Consider the following 23,325-nt stretch of genomic DNA (forward strand, 5'->3'; position numbering starts at 1 on the left):
ATTACCCTAACCGCTTATTGCACCAACGATGCATCCCACTCAAATCTCGCAAATAACTGCTGCCAAGTTTCATCGATATTGGCTTTCATCACAATTTCTTCATCGGTAAACGGATGCACAAAGCGCAACTCTGATGCATGCAGCAACAGTCGATGAGAGTCGAATTCGGTACGGTACAGCTTGTTGTGCTTGCCATCACCGTGTGTCGTATCACCAACAATTGGATGACGTAGGTGAGCCATGTGGCGGCGCAACTGATGCTTACGCCCGGTCTTTGGCTTCATTTCCATCAAACAGTATCGTGTGGTCGGGAACTTGCCTGTTGAATAAGGAACTTCCACTTTTGCTAGCGGTTTATATGCCGTTACTGCTTCTTGTGCTTCTTTCTCTTGCGAAGCAAACTTATCGGCAATCTTATCGAGTTCGACTTTCAGAGCGTAATCCAGTACGCCTTCTTCCTCGATCCAGCCTCGAACGATCGCATGATAGGTTTTCTCCATCTTGTGCTCAGCAAACATAGGCATGACTTGTGAAGCAACTTCGCTGGATAAAGCAAACACAAGTACACCTGAGGTTGGGCGATCCAAACGATGCAGTGGAAACACATGCTGACCAATTTGATCGCGCAGCGTTTGCATCACGAATTGAGTCTCATGCTTATCCAACCAACTACGGTGCACGAGCATTCCGGCAGGTTTGTTGACCGCAACAAAGTACTCGTCCTGATAAACGATCTCTAATAAAACGGGTTCAACGGATGGTGATGTTTCTTGTTCTGACATTGAGGTTACTTACATAGTTCGTCGATGGTTCGAATAGTCACTAATAGCTCGGCGTAATGCGGCTCTTGTTTCCACGCTTCTGCAAAATACGGCTCAATAGAAAAGCCACGTGGCAAAGGTTGGTTACTTTCCACTAACGCATGCATACGGGCAATAAAGATCCACTGCAACCACTCATGCGGATGAAGTGTATCAATAGCAAATGGTTCCGTGCTTTGCAGTGCTTGTTCCGATGGCATAGTGTGCTGCCACAGCTCATGATGGCGCAATTGTGCTTCAAGTTGTTGAAGTAAGTCGACCAATTGGGTGTTTGTTGCCATTAATTCCGTCTCGAACCTTGAATTAGCCGAGAATGATACCATTTCTTGTGAAAAGAACATTAGGATGTCGTATTTAATGGAAAACATTCAAACCCTCACTCAGCTGTTAAATAACAGCCATTGTGAATATCAAATCTTCGACCTTGGTCGTCGTATCAAAACCATCGATGCACAAGTGTTTGCGGATGTGGAAAAAGGCCAGTGCCCTTACCCATTCCCAATGCAGCGTAAAGCGCACCTCGCAATCGCGTACTGGAATGAGCAAAAGCAGCCTTGGATTTGGTTTCTAAAGTTTGAGCTGGATGAGCGTGGTTTGCTTAAGCAATCCGACATCGGAAACTTCATTAAATACGTCGTTGAAGCGATGGGTACTCGCCTGAGTGAGGAAATGTCGGAAGAGCAACAACAAAAGCTTTCTAACAACCCATACACGTTTAAACCTGCAGAAGAAAAGATGGCTGTCTTCCACAGTCAAGTTCGCGCAAACTTAGACTTACCCACCAGCCAGTATTACGAGCACACTCAGCACTACTTTACCGGTGACCTAGGTTGGGACAACTGGCAAACCGTTGGTCTGCAAGGCATCACTGATATGGCCGCACGCTTAGGCAAAGAGCAAAATGCCGTGACTTTGCGTAAAGCCCTTAACCACTTGCCTAATGAACCACTTTACGCCCTACTCGGCGCGCTTGAACATGTCGACCTACAAGAACGTTTGGCAGAGCGCATTGCGGAGAAAGCGCAGCAAGAAATCGAAAGCAACGAACCTGACTTGTTCTTACTCTCTGCTTTGATCCGAGCTCTGGCGGGCGCACCAACCGATATTTCCTTGCCAATCTTGAAAGCAATTTTACAAAGCCCACGTTTGAGCCACCAAGAAGTATTGATCGGCATCGCTGGACGTACTTGGCACCTACTCGCTGACGCTAGCGTCGCTGAGCAATTTTTGCTGCGCCTCGCACAAACTGGGAACCAAGCCCTATTTAATCAATTGTTTGCCGATTTAGTTATGCTGCCAGAGCTAAGAATGGTATTGCTACCTTTACTGCACTCTAGCCCATCGGAAGAGCTAGCGACGGCATTAGTCAAACTGCAGCAAGCAACAAAGGGATAATGAAGGATTAGGGATGATCGGTGACCTACTAGCCATTTTAGGACTGTGCTTTTTTTGTTTTTTGTTTTGGCAACAACGACGTCAGTCAGAGTTGGCAAAAGCAGCTATTTCTCGTAAGTGCGATCAGTTAGATTTGCAATTAGTCAGCATTGCATTTGGTGCGCATAAATTGAAAACGCCAGACGGAATCTGGCGTTGGCATACGGTGTATCAATTTGAGTTTTCATCCCTTGGTGATGATTGCTACCAAGGTGAGTTAACGATGATCGGGTTTAGGCCGCTGAACTTTCACCTACCGCCACATCGCTTGTAAATTCCATTTCAAAGTAAGGGCCGTAAAGGTCCTTGCTTTCTCTCGTTTTTGTAAATCCTAGTTTTTCCAGCACTGCCATGGATGCTTTATGGTGGCTATTCACATTTGCTTTGACTTTGTGTAGCCCAAGCTCACGGCACGCTTTCGGGAAAAACGCCTTTAGCGCTTCTGTCGCTAACCCTTTACCCCAATAAGCTTTATCAAAGATAAACCCTAGCTCTGGTTCATGATCTAGGTTTGAAATGAACACGTGTCCCATATAATCACGACTGGTACTCTCAAGCACCGCCATACTGTGGACATTCTCATCGTCCAGAATCTTCTCAAACAACTGTTTGGCAGAAGACACGGTATGAGGTCCATTCATTTCTGCGCGATTTTTAGCGCAGCAATTCAACATCACGAACTCTAGTTGCAACGACTCATTGTAGGGTAGAAGAAGCATTCTTCTGGTTACTATGGTCACATCTGTTCCTTGATTACAGCAAACTTAATTTATCCGCATAGCAGAAGCTCAAGAGCTATCGATTGAAAAACCATCGATTTGTATGCGGCACATAACGCCTTTTAGAGAAGCCGAAAGTTAAACCAACTGATTGGAAAGGATATTGATCTGGATTGTTTTTTATTCAGTGTTATGAGGAATTTATAAATAATGTGATATCGCCTACTTTCAATCATCCAAAAATATGAAAGCGCGATAAATAAGAAAGACCCCGACACAAAAGTATCGGGGCCATAGTCTTACTCGCAGCAGTCCGGCTACTAATTAGTGCTCCATGCATCATCCATAATAGTGGCTGAATCCGTCAGCTTAGTCCTTACGTCGCCGTCCTAGCGGTGTCCTTATCATCCTGATAGCTAACATTCCCCGTTAGCACACATCACTTGTTCCTTGAGCGGTGTCCTTTGCATCGTCCTGATGCTGTCCTTACCTCAATCCTATGAGGGGTCCATTGTCTGTCCTTAGTCATCAACATCCTATTGATGAATGTATCCTTACAATGTCCTACGCTCCTTGCTTGATCACTCATCCTGAATAATCAAATCGTCGTCCTGACGATGACCAAATCCTTGGTGCTTTCCTGTTCCATGTCTGCTTCCTGCCGACAAGGTTTAATTTACGCTTTTCCCTTTAAATCACAATCTACCCAAGAAAATCTTTTGTTGAAAAACTTAGTTAACAGCATGTTAAAATGATATTTTTCATATACTTATAGACAAAACGTTCTGTTTAGCTGATGACGAAATCGTTTTCTCTCACAACCCGTGTGAGAGATCTCGCACAAGGCACTGCCGAAATTGCTATTCGCTAAAATCAACCGCGCAAAGTATGATGATAGAAGTCATTTTAGTAGGGACAAATTATGTTAACTCAAGACGTCACTAAAGAGCTGGAAGCCGTGATGGAACAGCTGCAGCAGCAAGGCAAAGAGCCCACTGTGGCACTGGTAAAAGCACGAATGAAAACGCCCGTACCGATGCCTGCATTAATCGCAACCATCAAAAGTTGGAAGAGCGCAAACCGTATCCCTAAAGTGGAAGTAGCGGTGCAAACTCCGAAAGAAGAAGATCGTATTGTTGCGCTGGAGAATACCGTGGCGAAGTTGGTTGCTCGAGTAGAGGAACTGGAAGCAAAACTCAATGAGAAAACATCATGAAGCTGTGGGTAGATGCGGATGCTTGTCCGAAAGTAATCAGAGAGACGATTGTACGCGCCGCTGAGCGCACAGGCGTTGAATGTACATTTGTAGCCAACCATGTGGTCCCTGTACCAAAACGTGCCAATATCCACTCTTTACAAGTCCCTGCTGGCTTTGATATTGCCGACAATGAAATTGTTCGTCGTGTCGAAGCCAATGACTTAGTGATCACCTCTGATATCCCATTGGCAGACGAAGTGATCAGCAAAGGTGCTCAAGCACTGAGCTCACGAGGCGAGTTATACACCAAAGACACCATCAAAGCGCGCTTGAATATCCGTGATTTCATGGACACCATGCGCTCAAGTGGCATTCAGACTGGCGGCCCTGCGGCTTTGTCTCAAACAGAACGCAGAGAGTTCGCTAACCACCTCGATAGAATCCTTGCCAAGCGTTGATTACGCCTCATCCCCCGCACGAAATTCATTCGTTGATGAAATAGGAATAACAAAACTCCGTTCTTTGTTGTTAGAACAAGAACGGAGTTTTATTTATGAAGTCACGGATTGCCTTTTCTCTCACTTTGCTTTTATCGAGCCCTCTTTCATTGGCTAACAATGAGTCTTTTGGCATTGTTGGCGGCAGTGTCACCTATGGCGAAAGCGTGTTTTCCGTCAAAGACACCCCTCAGCTTGGCGCAACACCGAATCTGTTTTATTCAGGCCCGATAGGTTTTATCGATGGCAGCTTAGCCAACTGGCAAGCGTTACCCTACGTGGGCATATCGGCCAATTGGCGTTTTGCAGAAGTCTCCGACACCTTTGCCGAATTACCAAATGGCATCAACGACCGCGATGGTAACGGTGAGCTTGGTATTACCTTAGGAACGGTTGGCGCGAGATTGACTTATTTGCATGATGTCACTTCAGAACACAATGGCTATGAAGTACAACTGCATCTCGGTCGGACGTTAGAAACTTGGTTGCCACCTTTTACCCTGACTCCATATCTTGAAGTCGATTATCGTGACAAAAAACTCTCTCACCACCTTTACAGTGTCTCTGCACAAGAGGCCGCTGCATCTGGGTTAAACAAGTTCAAAGCCGATTCTACTTTTGTTTATCAAGCGGGAATTATCGGTTTGTATGAGTTCACACCATCTTGGATTGGCATTTCTAAAGCTGAGTTTGTGCATCACGATAGCGACAGCCCTTTAATTCAGCGTGATGTGGGATGGTCGTTTGAAGTCGGCCTAACTTATCGCTTCGCTGGACTTTAAACAAAAAAGCCTGCGATAAACGCAGGCTTTGAGAGCTGAGTGAGGTTGCCAATTAAGGCGTGTAGTACGTTGCCGCACCAGGACCTACTGGTAGACCGAATACGAATACCCATAGGTAGAACAACACACTCCAACCTACGATAAAGCAGATTGAGTATGGCAGCATGGTCGCAATCAACGTACCGATACCTAGGTTCTTCATGTAACGTGTTGCTACTGCAAGGATAAGACCGAAGTAGCTCATCATTGGAGTGATGATGTTCGTTGTTGAGTCACCGATACGGTAAGCCGCCTGAATCGTTTCTGGCGCGTACCCTACAAGCATTAACATAGGAACGAAGATAGGTGCTGTTACAGCCCACTGTGCCGATGCAGAGCCGATCATAAGGTTAATGAAGCCACACATTAGGATGAATGCGAAGAACAACATTGGGCCAGTTAGACCGATGCTTTGTAGGAAGTCTGCACCCGCGACTGCGAATACTTGACCAAAGTTAGTCCACTTGAAGAAAGCAACAAACTGAGCGGCGAAGAATACCAATACAATGTACATACCCATCGAAGACATTGACTTCGACATTGCGTCAATCACGTCACGATCGTTTTTCATTGTGCCAACCACTCGGCCGTACACAAAACCAGGAATCGCGAAGAACACAAAGATGAACGCTACGATACTCTTCAGGAATGGAGAGCCCGCGACCGTGCCAGCATCAGAACGCAGAACACCATCAGCAGGAACGATAGTCCATGCCAGTAGCGCCGATACTGCTAGAACAGCGATACCCGCCAGTTTAAGACCTTTCTTCTCTACGTCAGTCAGTGTACCCATCTTGTCTTGAGACAGATCTTCCGCTGCTTCTTCATCGTTGTATTTACCAAGTTTCGGCTCAACGATTTTCTCCGTTACAAATGCACCGGTAATCGCGATAAAGAAGGTAGAAACAAACATGAAGTACCAGTTTACTTCTGGGCCTACCGTGTAAGTTGGGTCAATCATCTGTGCTGCTGTTTCAGTGATACCTGAAAGCAGTGGGTCAACCGTACCAATCAGTAGGTTTGCTGAGTAACCACCAGATACACCAGCAAATGCGGCTGCTAGACCAGCAAGTGGGTGACGACCTAATGAGTGGAACAGCATTGCAGCTAGTGGGATCAATACCACGTAGCCAAGCTCAGAAGCCGTGTTTGAAATGATACCTGCGAAAACAACAGTAACGGTAACCATGCGCTGAGAAGCGCCCATTACTAGGCCACGCATTGCAGCAGAAAGTAGTCCAGAATGTTCTGCAATGGCAACACCAAGCATCGCAACCAAAACCGTACCTAACGGTGCGAAGCCAACAAAGTTTTTCACTAGGTTAGTAACAATCAGTTCTAAGCCGTCAGCATTGAGCAGACTGATTACTTGAATCATACCGTCCGCTGCACGACCCGGTGCGCCTTCTGGGCGAGGATCCATGACTGCGACTTCAAAGTAGCCCGCGATACCGGACATCACTAGGATTGCAAGACAGAAAATGGCGAAAAGTGTGATTGGGTGGGGTAAAAGGTTCCCCAAATATTCAACTGTATCTAAGAAGCGCGTGAATAGTGGCTTCTTTGGCGAGTTTTGTTTCATTGAAGCAGATGAACTCATCTGTTCCCTCCTTGTATTTATTCCTGCGCATTTGTGACAAAAATGTCATAAAGCTTGCGCAGGGTACTCGACACAAGGGTTAAGTGAAAGTTCAAAACGTTACAGAATGTAACTTAAAGACGGATTTATGACCTATTATCGATAAAAATATAGTTATATCACCCACATATAGATCATAAATCAGAATTATAAGTAACTACATCCCATAAATTATTACGATATTTATGGTTATTTTTGAACCGCCTTGAAGCGCGGGTTCGACTTGCAAATGACGTATAAACGTCCTCTTCTTTTTACGATTTGGCAATCAGGGTGTCGGCTTTTTGCACTCTTTAATGATTTAACAACTTTCATCTCTTAGTCCTTATCTTTATTAAATTGACCAAAGCGACGATTAAAGTTCGCAATACGACCTTCCGCTTGAACCACACGTTGCTTACCGGTGTAAAACGGATGAGAAGCGGATGATACATCGAGAGTGAAATATGGATAAGTTTTGCCATCTTTCCATTCGATAGTGCGATCAGTGTGTAGTGTCGACCCCACAACAAAGTACTCATCTACGCTTGTGTCGTGAAATACCACGGGGCGGTATTCTGGGTGGATACCTGGTTTCATATTAATTGTCCTTTCGATTAATTGTTATGTTATAACAACGCAATTAAGAATCATTATCAACAAAAAAGCAAGCGGAATTTTGTGGTACTTTAGCTTCCATCTCCCATGCATAAGACAACGTATCCATGTATTCCATTGAGCCTATTGGTGTTATTCAAAGCCCATACAAAGAGAAATTTGCTGTCCCTCGCCAACCTCGATTGGTGCCAGCCGCGCGCTCACGCGTCAAACTTCAAGGCGCAGCAAATAGTCCAGAAGCCGTGCGCGGATTGGAGCAGTTTTCTCATGTTTGGTTGTTGTTTTTGTTTGATCAGAATTTAGAAGCCGGATGGAAACCAACGGTGCGCCCACCTCGTTTGGGCGGCAATGAGCGTATTGGTGTGTTTGCTTCACGTTCGACTTTTCGCCCTAACGGCATTGGCATGTCGGCGGTAGAAGTTAAAGGTATCAGCAAGGAAGGCGATCAGATCTATTTGGATCTTGGTAACGTAGACTTGGTCGATGGCACGCCAATTGTTGATATCAAGCCATACATCCCCTACTCAGATTCTATTGCAGAGGCACAAGGTGGCTATGCGGAAGACGAACCTGAAAAATCACAGGTCGACTTCTCTTCAGCGGCACTGGCAGCACTCGAAAAGCGTGACGATACTGAGTATGTCAAAACGGTGATCGAGCAGGTTCTGGCGCAAGATCCTCGTCCGGCTTACAAGAAAAACAAGCCTGACAATAAGGAATATGCGGTAAATTTGTTCGATCTGAACGTTAAGTTCACGGTTAGCGATAACTTAATAACAGTTACTGCGATTGAAAGCTTTTGACAAAGGCATTTGGCTGATATTATAAGCGGCTAACAATTTTCCCCTTGTGGGACCTTCATACTCCTGTCTATTCTGGCTTGAGTATCTAACTTTAATAAACGGATAAATTTAATGCGTACCAGTAATTATCTTCTTTCTACTCTGAAGGAGACTCCAAACGACGCAGAAGTAGTGAGCCACCAGCTCATGCTACGCGCGGGTATGATCCGTAAGCTGGCTTCAGGTCTTTACACCTGGCTGCCTACTGGTCTACGTGTGCTGCGTAAAGTCGAAAACATCGTTCGTCAAGAAATCGACAATGCAGGTGCAGTCGAAACTTTGATGCCCGTTGTTCAGCCGTTTGAACTATGGGAAGAGACAGGTCGTTCTGAGAAGATGGGTCCTGAGCTACTTCGCTTTACTGACCGTCATACTCGTCCGTTTGTTCTTAGCCCTACAGCTGAAGAAGTGATCACTAGCCTTGTGCGTAACGAAGTGAGCTCTTACAAACAGCTTCCGCTAAACCTGTACCAAATCCAGACTAAATTCCGTGATGAGCGCCGCCCACGTTTCGGCGTAATGCGTGCACGTGAATTCTGCATGATGGATGCATACAGCTTCGACATCGACAAAGAAGGTCTAGAGAAATCTTACCAAGCGATGCACGATGCTTACTGTAAAGCATTTGATCGCATGGGCCTTGAGTACCGTCCAGTACTTGCTGACTCTGGCGCTATCGGTGGTAGTGGTTCTCAAGAGTTCCACGTACTTGCTGAAAGCGGCGAAGACCTAATCGCATTCTCTACTGAGTCTGATTACGCAGCGAACATCGAAAAAGCAGAGGCGGCAGCACCTGTAGGTGAACGCGCTGAACCAACTCAAGAGATGACGCTGGTTGATACGCCAAACGCGAAAACAATCGCGGAGCTTGTAGAGCAACACGGTCTAGCAATCGAGAAGACAGTAAAAACTCTATTCGTTAAAGCGTCTGATGAAGTAGATGCTGACATCATCGCTCTTATCGTTCGTGGTGACCACGAGCTAAACGAAGTGAAAGCAGAAAACCTACCTCAAGTTGCTTCTCCACTAGAGATGGCAACAGAAGAGGAAATGCGTGCACTTATCGGCGCTGGCGCTGGTTCTCTAGGCCCTGTTGGTCTTGAACTTCCATTCATCGTTGACCGCTCTGTTGCTGTAATGAGCGACTTCGGTGCGGGCGCAAACATCGACGGTAAACACTACTTCGGTATCAACTGGGGTCGTGACGTTGAACTAGGCCAAGTTGAAGATCTACGTAACGTAGTAGAAGGCGATCCAAGCCCATGTGGTCAAGGTACGCTAATGCTTAAACGTGGTATCGAAGTTGGTCACATCTTCCAACTAGGTAACGTTTACTCAGAAGCGATGAACTGTGGTGTTCTTGGTCCTGACGGTAAGAACGTAATCCTAGAAATGGGTTGTTACGGTATCGGTGTTTCACGTGTTGTTGCTTCTGCAATCGAGCAAAACCACGACAAATACGGCATCATTTGGCCAGACGCTTTAGCGCCTTTCCAAGTGGCTATCGTTCCTATGAACATGCACAAGTCTGAAGAAGTAAAAGAAGCAGCTGAGAAGCTGTACGCTGAACTGACGGCTATGGGTATCGAAGTACTATTCGATGACCGTAAAGAGCGCCCAGGCGTAATGTTCTCTGATATGGAACTTATCGGTATTCCTCACACTATCGTGATCGGTGATCGTTCAATGAAAGAAGGCAACTTCGAGTACAAGAACCGCCGCTCTGGTGAGAAGACAGCCGTTGCAATGGCAAACATCGTTGAGCACGTTAAAGCTCAACTACAATAAGCTGCACTAAGCACACTGTGCTGAATATATAGCGATGAAAAGGGTTGGCTTCGGTCAGCCCTTTTTTACATCTGATTTTCTAAGTGTGTAGACCCTCTCTAATATTTGCGTTGTTAATCTTTGGTTCAGATTTATCACCTTACACTGGATTCAATCTAGTAAGGAGGTTACTCATGGATCTAAAAAGTCTTCTTAACCAAGCACTCAAATCAGACCTACTTAAACAAGGTAGCGATGCGCTCAGTAAACAAACGAGCAATATCAAATCATCATCAAGTTCTAGCCAGCTAAAAACGCTTGGCGCAGGTGCGATTGGTGGCGGCCTTATCGGCGTGCTAATGGGCTCTAAGAAGAGCAAAAAGATGGCCAAGAAAGTCGGTACAGGCGCACTCAAAGTCGGTGGCGCAGCAGCATTAGGTGCTTTGGCTTACAAAGTCTATAACGATTGGCAAGCAAAACAGGATACACAAGGTATCAACGAAAGCTTCGATCCTGATGACAACAAACATGCAAAACTGATCCTTAAAGCCATGATTGGTGCAGCAAAAGCCGATGGCCATGTCGATGAAGAAGAAATGGCTCGCATCGAGCAAGCACTGACAGAAATGGGCGCAGATGATCATGTAAGACAGTTGGTTCATCAAGAGCTACACAAGCCTCTCGATCCGGCGGAAATTGCACGCTTGGCGACCTCTCCACAACAGGCTTCAGAAATATATCTGGCATCACTGATTGTGGCCGATGAGCAAAACTTTATGGAAAAAGCGTATTTGCAGGAACTTGCTAAGCAGCTCAACCTTGCTCCAGAAGTGACGCATCAATTGGAAGCACAGTTGCAGTGATGAATGTTTGCTCAAGTTGCTTGTTAACTTGAGCCAAAACAATTCTCTGCTTTGAGTTTCAAAACGGCTATGTGTATATTTGAGAGCAGTTATCATTTATTAAGGATTTAGCCATGCAAGTATACGGCTGTTGTGAATTAGTTCGTGAGCTTTACGCTCAAATCGGTAGTGGCGATCAAGCATACGTGCCTCAAGCAATCTCATGTGCAGTAAGAGCACTGAATGACGTTGCGGCAGACGAGTCTCTACCAAAAGACGTGCGTGAAAAAGCGGCGTTTGCTGCGGCAAACCTACTGATCTCTGATTTCGAGGATAAGTAATGAATCTAGCGAACTTCGAATCCATGGATCCAATCATGCTGATGAGCATCGTCAACATGAAGCTACGTGACGACTTCGGTGGTGATCTGGATAAGCTGGTTGCATTCTTTGATATCGACCGCGCAGCACTTGAAGCAAAACTGGCAACGGCGGGTTTTGACTTTCTGCCTGAAGCAGGTCAGTTCCGTTAACCGCCCATCGCGACGGACAACGTAAACATCGAATAGAAAAAAGGGCTTGATGCATTCATCAAGCCCTTTTCTTTTATGCTTTGTGTAAGTCGATTAGCCGAACGAAGCCCAAATAACGGTCGCTACCAAAATCGGACAAACAAACTTCACGTATGCTGGCCACAACTTACCGAACCAACCTTGAGTGAACTCAGGACAACCTTGCTCAAGCTCTTTGATTTTTGAGTGACGATTCCATACCCAACCACCAAATAGACAGAACAATAGCGCCGCCATAGGTTGTAGATATTGCGTTGCGATGGTCGCAACCATGCCAAACAGTGCGCCGAAGTTAAATACGATAACCACACTGAACAGCGCAATCAGGCCACCCAATACCCAGCTTGTCGTGCTGCGTTTCGTGTTGAATCGCTCACCCACCAGTGCAACCGGGCACTCAAGCATCGAGATAGATGATGTCAGTGCCGCAATCGTCAGTAATAAGAAGAACACGATTGAGAATAGTTGACCAAGCAAACCTAAGCTATCAAACATCAGCGGTAGAACTGTAAATACCAGTGTATCTGAACTTAACAGCGAACCATCTTCTGCATAGATTTGAACACCTTTTTGCATCGCAACGAACATTGCAGGCATTACCACTAGACCAGCAATAAAGGCGACTGCGGTATCGACCATAGTCACGTTCATCGCCATCTTCGGCAAGTTCTCTTTCTTACTTAGATAAGAGCCATAGATAAGCATCGAACAGCCACCGATGGTCAGAGAGAAGAAGCCTTGGCCCATTGCGGCAAGGATAAGTTTGCGATCCCATACTTTCTCGAAATCAGGCACTAGGTAGTGCTTCAAACCTTCCATCGCACCGTTTTGCGTCATGATGTAAATGAACAGCAAACCGAACAGAACAAACAGTGCTGGCATTAGACGCGTAGACCACTTTTCAATGCCCTGTTTTACGCCGCCTTGTACGATCAAAATGGTTAATACATAAAATGTAATCGTACCGAACAAGTTGCGCTCAACACTGAAGCCTTTCAACCATTGTGTCGCCGCTTCCATGCCCATGATGTCAGTCACTGCGCCCAACATAAAGCAGATCAACCAGCCGCCTACAATCGAGTAAAACGCTAAAACCGCACTTGGCACACTCAGACCAATCCAACCAACTAGGCCGCCAAGCTTCTTGCCCACAGGGTTGTCTGTTAGAGAACGCATGCTGTCTACTGGATTTGCTTGACCATGACGACCGATCGCCATTTCAACCACCAGCATTGGGAATGCAACGATAAGAATCATCACCAAGTACACCAACAAGAAGGCGCCGCCGCCGTTGCTTGCTGCTTGAGTTGGAAAGCCCCAAATGTTACCTAGACCCACTGCAGCACCTGCTGCCGCTAAGATGAATCCAAGGCGTGAGCCAAAATGCTCACGAGGCTGAGAAGAAGTTTGTTGTGTCATACCACTCACACAAAATATCAATGAACTAGCTGACTAGTACACTATAGCAATATCTTCTACTCAACAAGAGTCATTAGGTTAATTACTCGACAATCAGATCAATTAGCAGACATTCAGTTTGTAAATTTCCACGTACATCTCATATTCGCCAAGTATCGTTTTTTGTCTTTTTGATGAATTTATAAATCAGCGTGAAGTGAGCCGAAAAATAATGAGCCGAGTTGTAAAGTACGAATAGTTCAACGTGATTTCGTGTTGAAAAGTGAAACATAACGCTTCGAATTTCTCTCCTGAGGTCTATTTATCAACTAGTTATCTAACTATATCTGTTCATGTTCTTATGAATATCGAGTAACTCAAGGAGAGAAAAATGAAGTTCACTCTACTGCATGGTGCAGTGATAGCCGCTCTTAGTGTCAGCTATCAAGCTCAAGCCTACAACTGCCAAAACTTATCAACGTGGGATAGCACAACCGTCTATAACTCTGGCGATCAAGTGCAAACCAAGGGCGCTGCGTATGAGGCTGCTTACTGGACACAAGGTAATGATCCGGTAAACAACTCAGGCCCATGGGAAGCGTGGAAAGGTCTTGGTCAATGTGATGGTGGCGGTACAAACCTCCCTCCAACGGTGTCTTTCTCCTCTCCTGCAGATAACGCTCAGATCCCTGAAGGCAGCGTAATCACTTTGTTAGCAAACGCCGCTGACGAAGACGGCCAAGTGGCTCAAGTCGAATTTCTTGCTAGTAACCAGACCGTTGCTGTTGTTACCCAAGCCCCTTTCCAAGCTGACTGGACAGCAGTTGAGGGTGTCTCTCAGTTAACGGCGATCGCCACCGACAACGAAGGCGCGGTAACCACAACCAATGTGTCTATCTTCGTTCAACCGCAAACCGAACTACCACCTCCAACCGTTTCTCTAACGAGCCCAACGGGTACAGAAACACCAAGTGTGGGTGACACTATTCCGGTAACGGCCGATGCAGCAGACAGCGATGGTTTAGTCACCCGAGTTGAGTTCTTCGTAAACAACCAATCCGTTGCTGTCGATACTGCGGCTCCATATGAATACATCTGGACTGCAGCAGTTGGAACTCACACCTTTAAAGCACAGGCGACCGACGATTCGAATCTATCGACCATTAGCCAAGAAGTCTCGCTCGTCGTCAGCGATTCCAGCTCTGGTGGCTGTGCAGATGCTGTACCTTATGTAGCTGGTAACCGCTATGAAGCAGGTACACTCGTCTCTAATCTCAACCAGAAATACCGCTGTGATGTGGCAGGTTGGTGTTCTTCTGATGCAGCCTGGGCTTATGAGCCGGGTGAAGGTTTGTACTGGCAGGATGCATGGACTGGGTTAGGTGCCTGTTCGACACCGCCTCAAGTCGCTATCACCGCACCAAACGAAGGACAAGTCTTGCTCGCAGGTGACAGCGTTGAAGTCTCGGCGGATGCCAGTGATGCAGACGGTAGTGTGACTCAAGTAGAGTTCTTCGCCAATGGCACCAGTTTAGGTGTGGTTGCTCAAGCACCATATTCCGTTCTTTGGAATGCAACGCTAGTTGGCGCGAATCAACTGAAAGCCGTTGCCACAGACAACGATAACAATACGTCCGAGTCTGTCGTTAATGTGACTGTGAGTGACCAAGATTTGGTGATTTCATTGACGTCGCCGAGTGCAGGTCAAACCGTCGGTTTAGGTAAAAATCTCGTTCTCAGCGCGGATGCAACCTCACTAACCTCTGGCGTGAAACACGTCGACTTTATGGTGAACGGTGCAATTGTCGCAACCGACACGACGGCACCTTACTCGGCGAACTGGACACCTGCCGCGATTGGTAGCTTTACGGTAAGCGCCCAAGCCACCGACCTTGCAGGTACAACCACGCTTTCTGATGCGGCATCGATTACCGTTGTTGAACAAACGGAGAAACGTCATAAGCTGATTGGTTACTGGCACAACTTCGTAAACGGTGCAGGCTGCCCTATTCGCCTCGCTGATATGTCTGATGCATGGGATGTGATCGATATTGCCTTTGCAGAAAACGACCGTAACAGCGATGGTACCGTGCACTTCAACCTGTACTCTGGTGACATCTACAGTGATTGTCCAGCGCTAGACCCAACTCAATTCAAGCAAGACATGGCCGCACTGCAAGCTAAAGGTAAGAAGTTCGTTCTGTCTCTTGGAGGCGCAGAAGGCACAATCACGCTAAACACAGACCAAGATGAAGCAAACTTCGTGTCGAGCTTGACCGCATTGATTGCCGAATGGGGCTTCGATGGTTTGGATGTGGATCTAGAAAGTGGCTCTAACCTGCTGCATGGTTCGCAAATTCAAGCACGTTTAGGTGGTGCTTTGTTGCAAATCGAGCAGAACATGGGCGGCGATATGTACCTAACCATGGCACCTGAGCACCCTTACGTACAAGGTGGTTACATTGCTTATAGCGGAATTTGGGGCGCGTACATTCCTGTGATTAACGAGACACGCAGCACGCTCGACCTTCTACACGTTCAGCTATACAACAACGGCGGCCTGCCAAACCCATACATGTCTGGTTCCGCACCAGAAGGTTCTGTGGATATGATGGTGGCACAATCTAAGATGTTGATTGAAGGTTTTGAATTGGCCGACGGTACCATGTTTGAACCACTACGTGATGACCAAGTGGCGATTGGCTTGCCATCAGGTCCAAGCTCAGCTAACTCAGGTCAGGCGCCAACACAGAACATTCTAGACGCGCTAGACTGTCTGACTAAAGGCACTTCATGTGGCACAGTGAAACCAGCGTTTAACTACCCGAACTACGCTGGCGTGATGACATGGTCAATCAACTGGGATGAGCATGATGGCTTCAACTTCTCGAAACCAGTAGGCGATAAGCTAACTCAGATGAATGCGGAATAACTCGAATAGATACTGAATAGTACCCATGTAAAAAGAGCGCCGATAACAGGCGCTCTTTGTTATTTGTGTTTCGCGAATTAGATCGTGAAGACTTGGTAATCTTTTAATGCTGGGATCTTCTTCAGCAGATCTTGTTCTTCACCTGCCATATCATCCAATGATTCACACAAATCTTCCGCTTGTTTTTCGACGTCTTTCGAATGCTCAGCTAAGCGTTCTTGTACCTTGGCTTGCAGTTCCGTCATGCTTTCAGACAGCGCAGTTAAGTTCAAACCACCGTCTTCTTTCATCTTGGCAGACAAAGCGTCAAATGCGCTGGTTAGGAATTCTTTGTTAAAGATTTCTTGTGCCTTTTCGAAGTCTTTTGACCATGATTCTGTCATCGAGTCAAAACTGTCAGCAGGTAGAATAAAATCACCGTCTTTGTAGTAACGGGCTTCTACATCGGCAAAGAAATCCTTTACCGCAACCTTAACGTTATCAAACGAATCAGGCGCATCAAGGCTTACTGCGATATCATCGATGATGTCATTTGCTAGGGCTAAGCCATCACTCGCGAGCTGTTTCGCTTGCGGAATATAAGCATTCATCTTCTCGCGGTAACTTTCAATTGCCGCTTTTTGATCATCGTCTAGCTCGATCATTTCACCTTTGATGAACAAGTTATTGTCTTCATCGACGACCGCTTTTTCACCATTGGCATGTACGATTTCTAAATTCTGACCATCCATACGAACTTCGTTGTTAATATCAACGCGACACTGAGCTGCGTAGCCACTGGCACTGATAGTCAACAAGGAGAGCGTGAGCAGTTTCTTCATTACTTTCTCTTTTTCATGGTTATTCTGTTTAACTATAACAGCCACCTATGGGTGGGATGTCAGCAAATCGTCACGACTTCATAACAAGTTGTTTTATCGCCAATTTTCATCTCCACTTCCTCCCCTTCTTCTTTGCCCATCAAAGCACGACCAAGGGGGGATTTCGGCGTAAGAACAAACACCTCTTTGCCTTGCCATTCGACAGTCAGCCCGCCAGAGCAAGGGCCGATAAAGAAGGCTTTTTCAACATCGTTCTCGTCCACTAATTCCACATAAGCACCAACCGCGATACGAGCATCGACAAAATCACGCAGCACAAGAGTGCGGTACTGGCGAAGCTCTTCTTCACTCTCTTGCACGCGCATCGCTTGCCCGTGCGCGAGGTAAGATGCCTCTAAAGCTAGCGTGTCGTACTTATGCTCAGGCACGGTTTCTTCATCCGTTGCGGCATCAATCGCTCTTTGAGTCGAGGCATGAGCAACTTGCAGTTTATCTTCGAGTTGTTGAATGATTATTTGGACTAAATCGACTTTGTTCATACTTTTAGGGCGCGCGTTTGGCACTCAGGATGTGTTAATGTAACCCAGTTTATCATCAAACCAAGGTTTCCCTATTATGCAAAGTGACTCGCTTCAGCAAACGCTTCAATCCGTGTTTGGGTTTGACTCATTAAGACCCGGCCAACAACCGGTGATTGAAGCTGTAATGAACGGACACTCAGCCGCTGCCATCTTCCCAACTGGCTCAGGGAAATCGCTTTGCTACCAGCTTCCTGCTACTCAGTTACCACACCTGACTTTGGTGATTTCACCGCTTCTTGCGCTGATGAAAGACCAACTTAGTTTCTTACAAGGCAGAGGCATTGCTGCGGCATCTATCGACAGTAGCCAAAGCCGTGAAGAAACCCAGCAGGTGATGGCTGGCGTGAAAAATGGGCATATCAAGATTTTGATGATCTCGGTAGAGCGACTCAAGAACGAACGTTTTCGCGAGTTCATTCGTCAAATTCCACTTTCTCTCATGGTGGTCGACGAAGCGCACTGTATCTCGGAGTGGGGTCATAACTTCCGTCCTGACTACCTTAAACTGCCGCAATACCAGCGCGAACTGAATATCCCTCAAACACTCTTGCTGACTGCAACCGCTACGCCAGCAGTCATCGAGGACATGCAAAGTAAGTTTGATATCGCTGGCGAGAACATTACCGTTACCGGTTTCTATCGCTCTAATCTTGATATTTCGGTACTTCCATGTGAAGAAGAAAACAAGCTAACTCAATTGAGCGACATTATTGCTGCTGCACCAAAACTGCCAAGCATCGTGTACGTGACTCAACAGCAAACTGCAGAGCAAGTTGCTAACTCACTGATTCGTTTAGGTATCAATGCTCACGCTTATCACGCGGGAATGAAGAGTGACATTCGTGAGAAGATCCAACAGCAATTCATGGACTCGCAAATCGACTGCATTGTCGCCACAATCGCCTTTGGTATGGGTGTAGATAAATCCGATATTCGCCGTGTGATTCACTTCGATTTACCGAAATCTATCGAAAACTACGCACAAGAAATTGGCCGAGCGGGACGTGATGGGCAACGTTCGGAGTGTATTCTTCTTGGTAATACCTCTGGCTTAACGGTATTAGAGAACTTTGTTTACGGCGACACGCCTGAGCCAAGCTCAATCAATTATGTACTGGAACAAATTCGCGAGAACACGCCTCAGTGGGAAGTGATGGCGCTGCGCTTATCTCGCGACAGCAACATTCGCCAACTGCCGCTGAAGACCTTGTTGGTTTATCTAGAGTTGGCAAAAGTGATTGAAGCCAAATACAGTTATTTCGCCGAATATCGCTTCAAGTTCCTGCAAGACCGGTCTTTCATCCTCAATCAGTTCCAAGGCGAACGACGCCAGTTTATTGAAGCTATTTTTGCTTGCTCGACCAAAGCGAAAGTATGGTGCCAAGTGGATTTAGAAGCGTTGTGGATGAACTATCAATCTGAGCGCAGCCGTGTGGTTGCGGCGCTTGATTACTTCCACCAAAACGGTTGGATTGAATTAGAAAGTAAACAGCTCACGGATGTGTATTCGGTTCTCCCTGCGACTCAAAACCAAGAAGCGACCTCTCAACATTTGGTTGAACTGTTCCAATCCAAAGAGCAAAAAGACATTGAACGAATTCATACGATGTTGAATCTGTTCCAATCATCGGACTGCTTGAGCTATCAATTAGCGCATTACTTTGCTGATCACAATGCACCGACGCAATGTGGTCACTGCTCAGTATGTCGTGGACAAGTCGCATCGTTCCCTCAGCCACAACAAGAGCAGCCTGAACTGGCACATTTGTCCGCTTGGGTTGATGAGTTTGTTCAGCTTTCACCAACGGCGATCAGTAATGCCGCCGTAGCTCGATTCCTATGTGGCATTAGCACGCCAATCATCACTCAACTCAAAGCCAGTAAACTTCGGGGCTATGGTTCAATGGCGAATATCTCCTTTGAACACGTGCTCAAGCAAGTTGAGTTAGCGCGAGCTTAGAAGAAACTCAATTGCCGTGCTTGCTCTTCAGGCTTGAGCATCACACTCAAGCCTAACAAGCGTATCTCTCGACCGTTTTGGCGCTTAAGAATGTCTCTTAACAGAACTTTGAAATCTTCGAGCTCAAGTTGAGGGTGAATGTGCTCAATCGTTGTGAGTTGAAAGTCAGCGAACTTGAGCTTAATTCCCTGCTTGATGATCGATTTATCTGGGCTGGCTTTCTCTAAGCGTCTCTCCAGTTCAGGGTACAGCTTATCCTCAATCACCTTCCAACATTCGTCGTAAGTCGAAATGTTTTCGCTAAAGGTTCGCTCTACTCCAACCGATTTGCGCTCACGTTCCACCACCACTTCACGATCATCAATACCATGGCTGCGTTTCCAAAGCGAAGCGCCTTGACGGCCGAACTGACGCAATAGTTCACGGTAATCACTGTTTTTTATGTCTTCACATAGATAGAAGCCAGCCTGATGGAGCTTTTCTAAACTCACTTTGCCAACACCTGGGATCTTTTCCAAAGGCAGTTTATCAACCACCTCTTGGACTTTATCGGGAGGAATCACAAACTGACCATTGGGTTTGTTCATGTCTGAAGCGACTTTGGCAAGAAATTTAATCGGAGCAATGCCTGCAGACGCAGTAATTCCCAGCTCATTCCGGATATCATTGCGAATCGACTCCGCAATCAAGGTCGCGGAACCACGACATACCGTAGAGTCGGTGACATCGAGATAAGCCTCATCAAGAGAAAGCGGTTCAATCAGCGATGTATATCGTTCAAAAATGGCGCGAATCTGCTGAGAAACTTGTTTATACACGTGCATGCGCCCCGGAACGACGAGGAGGTTCGGACATAGTTGTAATGCTCTTGCGGTTGGCATTGCACTGCGTACACCAAACTTACGTGCTTCATAATTACACGTGCTGATGACACCTCTCTGCTTCTCATGGCCACCTACTGCAAGCGCAATACCACGGTAATTTGGATTGTCTCGCATTTCTACCGCCGCATAGAAACAATCCATATCCACGTGAATAATTTTTCTTACTCGCTCAATCACGCTCTACACAAATACACTGTTCAAAAACACAGTATAGCTGCAAATATACGTATTGGAAATACTGTTATCTGGAGTCAATATTGGAAATTTTTGTCGGAGTTTTTAATAGCGATGTATTCATATTTCGTTATTATTGATTCAAATAACACTAAAAAAGTAGGGACACTTCTTTGAGTAATAAAATACTGGTCGTCGAAGACAGTCGCGCCTTTAGAAACTATCTCGTACAGATCTTAACTCAGGCTGGTTATGAGGTACTTGCTGCAGAGAGCTATGCGGACGCTCAATCCATTTTAGCGGCTAAACCAGAGCTGTTGTGTGCGGTATTAGATTACTGCTTACCTGACGCCCAAGAAGGCGAAATCATCGACCTTTCTTTAGCTCATCAACAAAAAGTCATCGTGCTTACGGCAATGTTTCAAGATGATGTTCGTGAAAAAATGCTGGCGAAAGGCGTGTTGGACTACATTCTGAAAGACAGTATGGCCTCCGTCTCTTACCTCCTTCCACTGATCAAACGATTGACCAATAATCAGCGACACAAGTGCTTAGTCGTTGACGATTCGATGACGGTTCGTCGTCACGTTATTCAATTGTTAGAGCACCAGTACATCCAAACGTTACAAGCTGAAAATGGTCAACAAGCCATCGAGTTGATCGAGCAAAACCCTGATATCACCTTGGTACTGACTGACCACGATATGCCAGTAAAAGATGGTATTACCATGATCCGCGAGTTGCGCCAGAAATTGGATAAGAACCAACTTGCCATACTGGGCATCTCAGGAAGCGACGATCACACCATGACCGCACGTTTTCTTAAGGCGGGTGCGAATGACTTTCTATATAAACCTTTCAATCAAGAAGAATTCTTTTGCCGCGTTCATCAAATCTTAGACATGAAAGAAGCAACCACTGAGCTATTTAGAATGGCAAACCAAGATGCTCTCACAGGCTTGTGGAATAGACGTTTCTTGTTTGGGCAAGCATGTAGCGGCTGCGAAAAACGTAATATCGCGATGTTGGATATCGACTTTTTCAAGAAAGTGAACGATAACTACGGGCATGATGGCGGTGATGCTGCACTGGTGATGGTAGCGAATATCCTAAAGATTTACTTCCCTGAAGACGTCATCGCTCGCTTTGGTGGAGAAGAATTCTGTATTCAAGCCTGTGGGAGCTATGATGATTTCGTCACTCGTTTAGAACAAATGCGTCAAAGGGTAGAGAAAACCCCTATTCCGTATCAGGAAGAAGACATTCAAGTAACCATCAGTATTGGCGTGTCAAATATACAGGGTAATCTAGACCAACAGATAAAAGTGGCCGATGACCGTTTATATCAAGCGAAAGAAAGTGGTCGAAACCAGATTGTCTACCAATAGCGCCCTGTTTCTCGATGACAAAAAAACAAAACCCAGCGACAAGGCTGGGTTTTCTATTTTGGTTATCGCCGATTAAGCAATGCGATCTTTTTCCCATGCTGCGAGCTTCTCAGCACGCGCAGCTTCACGGGCTTCACGCTTTTTACGTGCATCACATGGTTCTGGGCAGTTACATACTTTCTCGATGCCTACTGCACCAAGGCCACCACAGCTACCTTTTACAACCTTCTTTTGGAAGATGTAACCTACTGCCATCGCTGCAATCACCGCAACAAAGACAGCAAAAGTAATTAGAAATGTACTCATAAGGACATGCTCACTTCTGTTGTTATTTCTTCATGAACGGCTTGTATGCTTCCGAAGCCAGCTCTTTAAAACCATCATCCGTTTTCACAACCATGAAAACAGGAATGTTATTCTCGTTCGCGATTTCCATGCCTTTGTCTTCACCTAGCACCATTAGGCCAGTTGCAAGACCATCAGCCGTCATCGACGATTTATCCAGTACCGTTACAGACACCACTTTATGATGGATTGGTTTGCCTGTTTGCGGGTTAATGATGTGAGAGTATCGCACACCATTGCTCTCAAAGTAATTACGATAGTCACCGCTTGTTGCAATTGCCATATCACCCGGCTCAATAATTTCTTGAATTGAGCGCTCATCAACGGTTGGCTTTTCAATTGCAATACGCCACGGCACACCTTCACGGTTAATGCCTTTCAAACGCATTTCACCACCAACTTCTACCATGTAGTTGTGAATACCTTCAGATTGTAGGTAATCCGCAACTACATCAACACCCCAACCTTTTGCGATAGTTGATAGATCAACGTAAAGGTTCGGAATGTCTTTAGACATTTTATTGCCTTCAATAGAAAGATGATGGATACCTGTATTCGCTTTGCGAGCCGCTAGCTCTTCGTCTGTCGGAACCACATCTGGACGCGCTTCAGGTCCAAAGCCCCAAAGGTTAACCAAAGGACCAACAGTGACGTCTAGTGCACCTAAAGTAAGACCGTTTAGACGAATCGCTTCTTTCACTACTGTTGCAGTTTGTGGGGATACCTCGAATGGCTCACTCGTTGTGTGTTGATTAAAACGGCTAAGCTCTGAATCTTCACGGTACGTCGACATTTGATCGTTCACTTCTTCAAGTAGACGATCGATTTCTGTCTGAAGCGCTTCAGGCGATGGTAGGCCATCCTGCTGAATGTATTTGATGTTGTAAGTTGTGCCCATGGTTGGGCCACTTAGATGAATTTGATCCGCAGACTTTTCACAGCCAGCCAAAACCAATAGAGAAGCGAATGCAACAAGCCACTTTTTCACTTGTTTACTCCTATTGTCGTTAAATTGATATGGAAAATGGGTTCTCTTGAGACAAACCGATTTCCTATATCAACTGTTGAATATCGTCTTGTTTTCTACAAAAAAT

The 23,325-nt window shown here is 46.0% G+C and carries 25 protein-coding genes; 13 read left to right on the plus strand and 12 right to left on the minus strand.

What is annotated here, in order from left to right; genetic code table 11:
• Positions 1–14: 14 nt before the first annotated feature.
• Both truC and VCHENC03_RS04680 read right to left on the minus strand, forming a co-directional pair.
• On the minus strand, positions 15–782 hold the full coding sequence (truC, locus tag VCHENC03_RS04685; protein WP_009707425.1) for a tRNA pseudouridine(65) synthase TruC: 768 nt from the start codon (positions 780–782) through the stop codon (positions 15–17).
• Positions 783–787: 5 nt separating this feature from the next.
• Positions 788–1,102: a YqcC family protein gene (locus VCHENC03_RS04680; protein ID WP_005436756.1), complete on the minus strand. Its 315-nt coding sequence runs from the start codon at positions 1,100–1,102 to the stop codon at positions 788–790.
• A gap of 76 nt (positions 1,103–1,178) precedes the next feature.
• Between VCHENC03_RS04680 and VCHENC03_RS04675 the strand changes: the two genes are divergently transcribed.
• On the plus strand, positions 1,179–2,216 hold the full coding sequence (locus VCHENC03_RS04675; RefSeq protein WP_009707426.1) for a DUF3549 family protein: 1,038 nt from the start codon (positions 1,179–1,181) through the stop codon (positions 2,214–2,216).
• Positions 2,217–2,229: 13 nt separating this feature from the next.
• Positions 2,230–2,529: a DUF3301 domain-containing protein gene (locus tag VCHENC03_RS04670; RefSeq protein ID WP_009707427.1), complete on the plus strand. Its 300-nt coding sequence runs from the start codon at positions 2,230–2,232 to the stop codon at positions 2,527–2,529.
• On the opposite strand, the gene VCHENC03_RS04665 is transcribed toward VCHENC03_RS04670, so the two are convergent.
• On the minus strand, positions 2,489–2,974 hold the full coding sequence (locus VCHENC03_RS04665; RefSeq protein WP_005436752.1) for a GNAT family N-acetyltransferase: 486 nt from the start codon (positions 2,972–2,974) through the stop codon (positions 2,489–2,491). The two genes, VCHENC03_RS04670 and VCHENC03_RS04665, sit on opposite strands and share 41 nt — an antisense overlap.
• A gap of 922 nt (positions 2,975–3,896) precedes the next feature.
• On the opposite strand from VCHENC03_RS04665, the gene VCHENC03_RS04660 reads away from it, so the two are divergent.
• From VCHENC03_RS04660 to VCHENC03_RS04650, 3 genes are all read left to right on the plus strand, one after another.
• Positions 3,897–4,190, plus strand: a complete 294-nt coding sequence (locus tag VCHENC03_RS04660) for a hypothetical protein (protein WP_009707429.1) — start codon at positions 3,897–3,899, stop codon at positions 4,188–4,190.
• A complete protein-coding gene (locus tag VCHENC03_RS04655) occupies positions 4,187–4,630 on the plus strand; it encodes a YaiI/YqxD family protein (RefSeq protein ID WP_005436748.1) in 444 nt (147 codons plus the stop codon). Before VCHENC03_RS04660 ends, VCHENC03_RS04655 begins: the two co-directional genes overlap by 4 nt.
• 95 nt (positions 4,631–4,725) lie before the next feature.
• Entirely contained in the window at positions 4,726–5,451 is a 726-nt protein-coding gene (locus VCHENC03_RS04650) for a MipA/OmpV family protein (RefSeq protein ID WP_009707430.1), read from the plus strand.
• A gap of 52 nt (positions 5,452–5,503) precedes the next feature.
• Here the strand turns inward: VCHENC03_RS04650 and VCHENC03_RS04645 are convergent, their stop codons facing one another.
• The 3 genes from VCHENC03_RS04645 to VCHENC03_RS04640 all read right to left on the minus strand — a co-directional run bounded on the left by VCHENC03_RS04645 (position 5,504) and on the right by VCHENC03_RS04640 (position 7,708).
• Entirely contained in the window at positions 5,504–7,090 is a 1,587-nt protein-coding gene (locus VCHENC03_RS04645; RefSeq protein ID WP_009707431.1) for an AbgT family transporter, read from the minus strand.
• A 228-nt stretch (positions 7,091–7,318) separates the two neighbouring features.
• Complete coding sequence (ykgO, locus tag VCHENC03_RS27090) at positions 7,319–7,444, minus strand: type B 50S ribosomal protein L36 (RefSeq protein ID WP_009847431.1); 126 nt, start codon at positions 7,442–7,444, stop codon at positions 7,319–7,321.
• Between the two features lie 3 nt (positions 7,445–7,447).
• Entirely contained in the window at positions 7,448–7,708 is a 261-nt protein-coding gene (locus VCHENC03_RS04640; RefSeq protein WP_009707432.1) for a type B 50S ribosomal protein L31, read from the minus strand.
• A gap of 125 nt (positions 7,709–7,833) precedes the next feature.
• Between VCHENC03_RS04640 and tsaA the strand changes: the two genes are divergently transcribed.
• The 5 genes from tsaA (at position 7,834) to VCHENC03_RS04615 (ending at position 11,709) form a co-directional block, all read left to right on the plus strand.
• On the plus strand, positions 7,834–8,529 hold the full coding sequence (gene tsaA / locus VCHENC03_RS04635; protein ID WP_009707433.1) for a tRNA (N6-threonylcarbamoyladenosine(37)-N6)-methyltransferase TrmO: 696 nt from the start codon (positions 7,834–7,836) through the stop codon (positions 8,527–8,529).
• Positions 8,530–8,640: 111 nt separating this feature from the next.
• Entirely contained in the window at positions 8,641–10,356 is a 1,716-nt protein-coding gene (locus tag VCHENC03_RS04630) for a proline--tRNA ligase (RefSeq protein WP_009707434.1), read from the plus strand.
• 173 nt (positions 10,357–10,529) lie between these two features.
• Positions 10,530–11,198: a tellurite resistance TerB family protein gene (locus tag VCHENC03_RS04625; RefSeq protein WP_009707435.1), complete on the plus strand. Its 669-nt coding sequence runs from the start codon at positions 10,530–10,532 to the stop codon at positions 11,196–11,198.
• A gap of 113 nt (positions 11,199–11,311) precedes the next feature.
• Positions 11,312–11,518 carry a YaeP family protein gene (locus tag VCHENC03_RS04620; protein WP_005529380.1) on the plus strand — a complete coding sequence of 69 codons (207 nt, stop codon included), beginning with the start codon at positions 11,312–11,314 and terminating at the stop codon, positions 11,516–11,518.
• Positions 11,518–11,709, plus strand: a complete 192-nt coding sequence (locus VCHENC03_RS04615; RefSeq protein WP_009707436.1) for a DUF4250 domain-containing protein — start codon at positions 11,518–11,520, stop codon at positions 11,707–11,709. The genes VCHENC03_RS04620 and VCHENC03_RS04615 overlap by 1 nt, the downstream gene beginning before the upstream one ends.
• 93 nt (positions 11,710–11,802) lie before the next feature.
• Here VCHENC03_RS04615 and VCHENC03_RS04610 read toward each other — a convergent pair whose 3' ends face one another.
• On the minus strand, positions 11,803–13,167 hold the full coding sequence (locus tag VCHENC03_RS04610) for a sodium-dependent transporter (protein ID WP_005436738.1): 1,365 nt from the start codon (positions 13,165–13,167) through the stop codon (positions 11,803–11,805).
• Between the two features lie 370 nt (positions 13,168–13,537).
• On the opposite strand from VCHENC03_RS04610, the gene VCHENC03_RS04605 reads away from it, so the two are divergent.
• Positions 13,538–16,078, plus strand: coding sequence for an Ig-like domain-containing protein (locus VCHENC03_RS04605; RefSeq protein WP_009707437.1), 2,541 nt, complete (start codon positions 13,538–13,540; stop codon positions 16,076–16,078).
• 77 nt (positions 16,079–16,155) lie between these two features.
• Here VCHENC03_RS04605 and VCHENC03_RS04600 read toward each other — a convergent pair whose 3' ends face one another.
• Complete coding sequence (locus VCHENC03_RS04600) at positions 16,156–16,899, minus strand: YggN family protein (protein ID WP_009707438.1); 744 nt, start codon at positions 16,897–16,899, stop codon at positions 16,156–16,158.
• A gap of 59 nt (positions 16,900–16,958) precedes the next feature.
• Positions 16,959–17,438: a GreA/GreB family elongation factor gene (locus tag VCHENC03_RS04595; protein WP_005436729.1), complete on the minus strand. Its 480-nt coding sequence runs from the start codon at positions 17,436–17,438 to the stop codon at positions 16,959–16,961.
• 76 nt (positions 17,439–17,514) lie between these two features.
• Here VCHENC03_RS04595 and VCHENC03_RS04590 point away from each other — a divergent pair, with 76 nt between their 5' ends.
• On the plus strand, positions 17,515–19,440 hold the full coding sequence (locus tag VCHENC03_RS04590) for a RecQ family ATP-dependent DNA helicase (protein ID WP_009707439.1): 1,926 nt from the start codon (positions 17,515–17,517) through the stop codon (positions 19,438–19,440).
• Here VCHENC03_RS04590 and dinB read toward each other — a convergent pair.
• Positions 19,437–20,501, minus strand: coding sequence for a DNA polymerase IV (dinB, locus tag VCHENC03_RS04585; protein ID WP_032803015.1), 1,065 nt, complete (start codon positions 20,499–20,501; stop codon positions 19,437–19,439). The two genes, VCHENC03_RS04590 and dinB, sit on opposite strands and share 4 nt — an antisense overlap.
• Before the next feature lie 170 nt (positions 20,502–20,671).
• On the opposite strand from dinB, the gene VCHENC03_RS04580 reads away from it, so the two are divergent.
• On the plus strand, positions 20,672–21,886 hold the full coding sequence (locus VCHENC03_RS04580; RefSeq protein WP_009707441.1) for a diguanylate cyclase: 1,215 nt from the start codon (positions 20,672–20,674) through the stop codon (positions 21,884–21,886).
• A 72-nt stretch (positions 21,887–21,958) separates the two neighbouring features.
• Here VCHENC03_RS04580 and nqrM read toward each other — a convergent pair whose 3' ends face one another.
• Both nqrM and VCHENC03_RS04570 read right to left on the minus strand, forming a co-directional pair.
• Complete coding sequence (gene nqrM, locus VCHENC03_RS04575) at positions 21,959–22,192, minus strand: (Na+)-NQR maturation NqrM (RefSeq protein ID WP_005436655.1); 234 nt, start codon at positions 22,190–22,192, stop codon at positions 21,959–21,961.
• Positions 22,193–22,214: 22 nt separating this feature from the next.
• On the minus strand, positions 22,215–23,219 hold the full coding sequence (locus VCHENC03_RS04570) for an FAD:protein FMN transferase (RefSeq protein ID WP_005436654.1): 1,005 nt from the start codon (positions 23,217–23,219) through the stop codon (positions 22,215–22,217).
• Positions 23,220–23,325: the final 106 nt, after the last annotated feature.

Source organism: Vibrio sp. HENC-03, from assembly GCF_000305755.2.
GTDB classification, from domain to species: Bacteria; Pseudomonadota; Gammaproteobacteria; order Enterobacterales; family Vibrionaceae; genus Vibrio; species Vibrio owensii.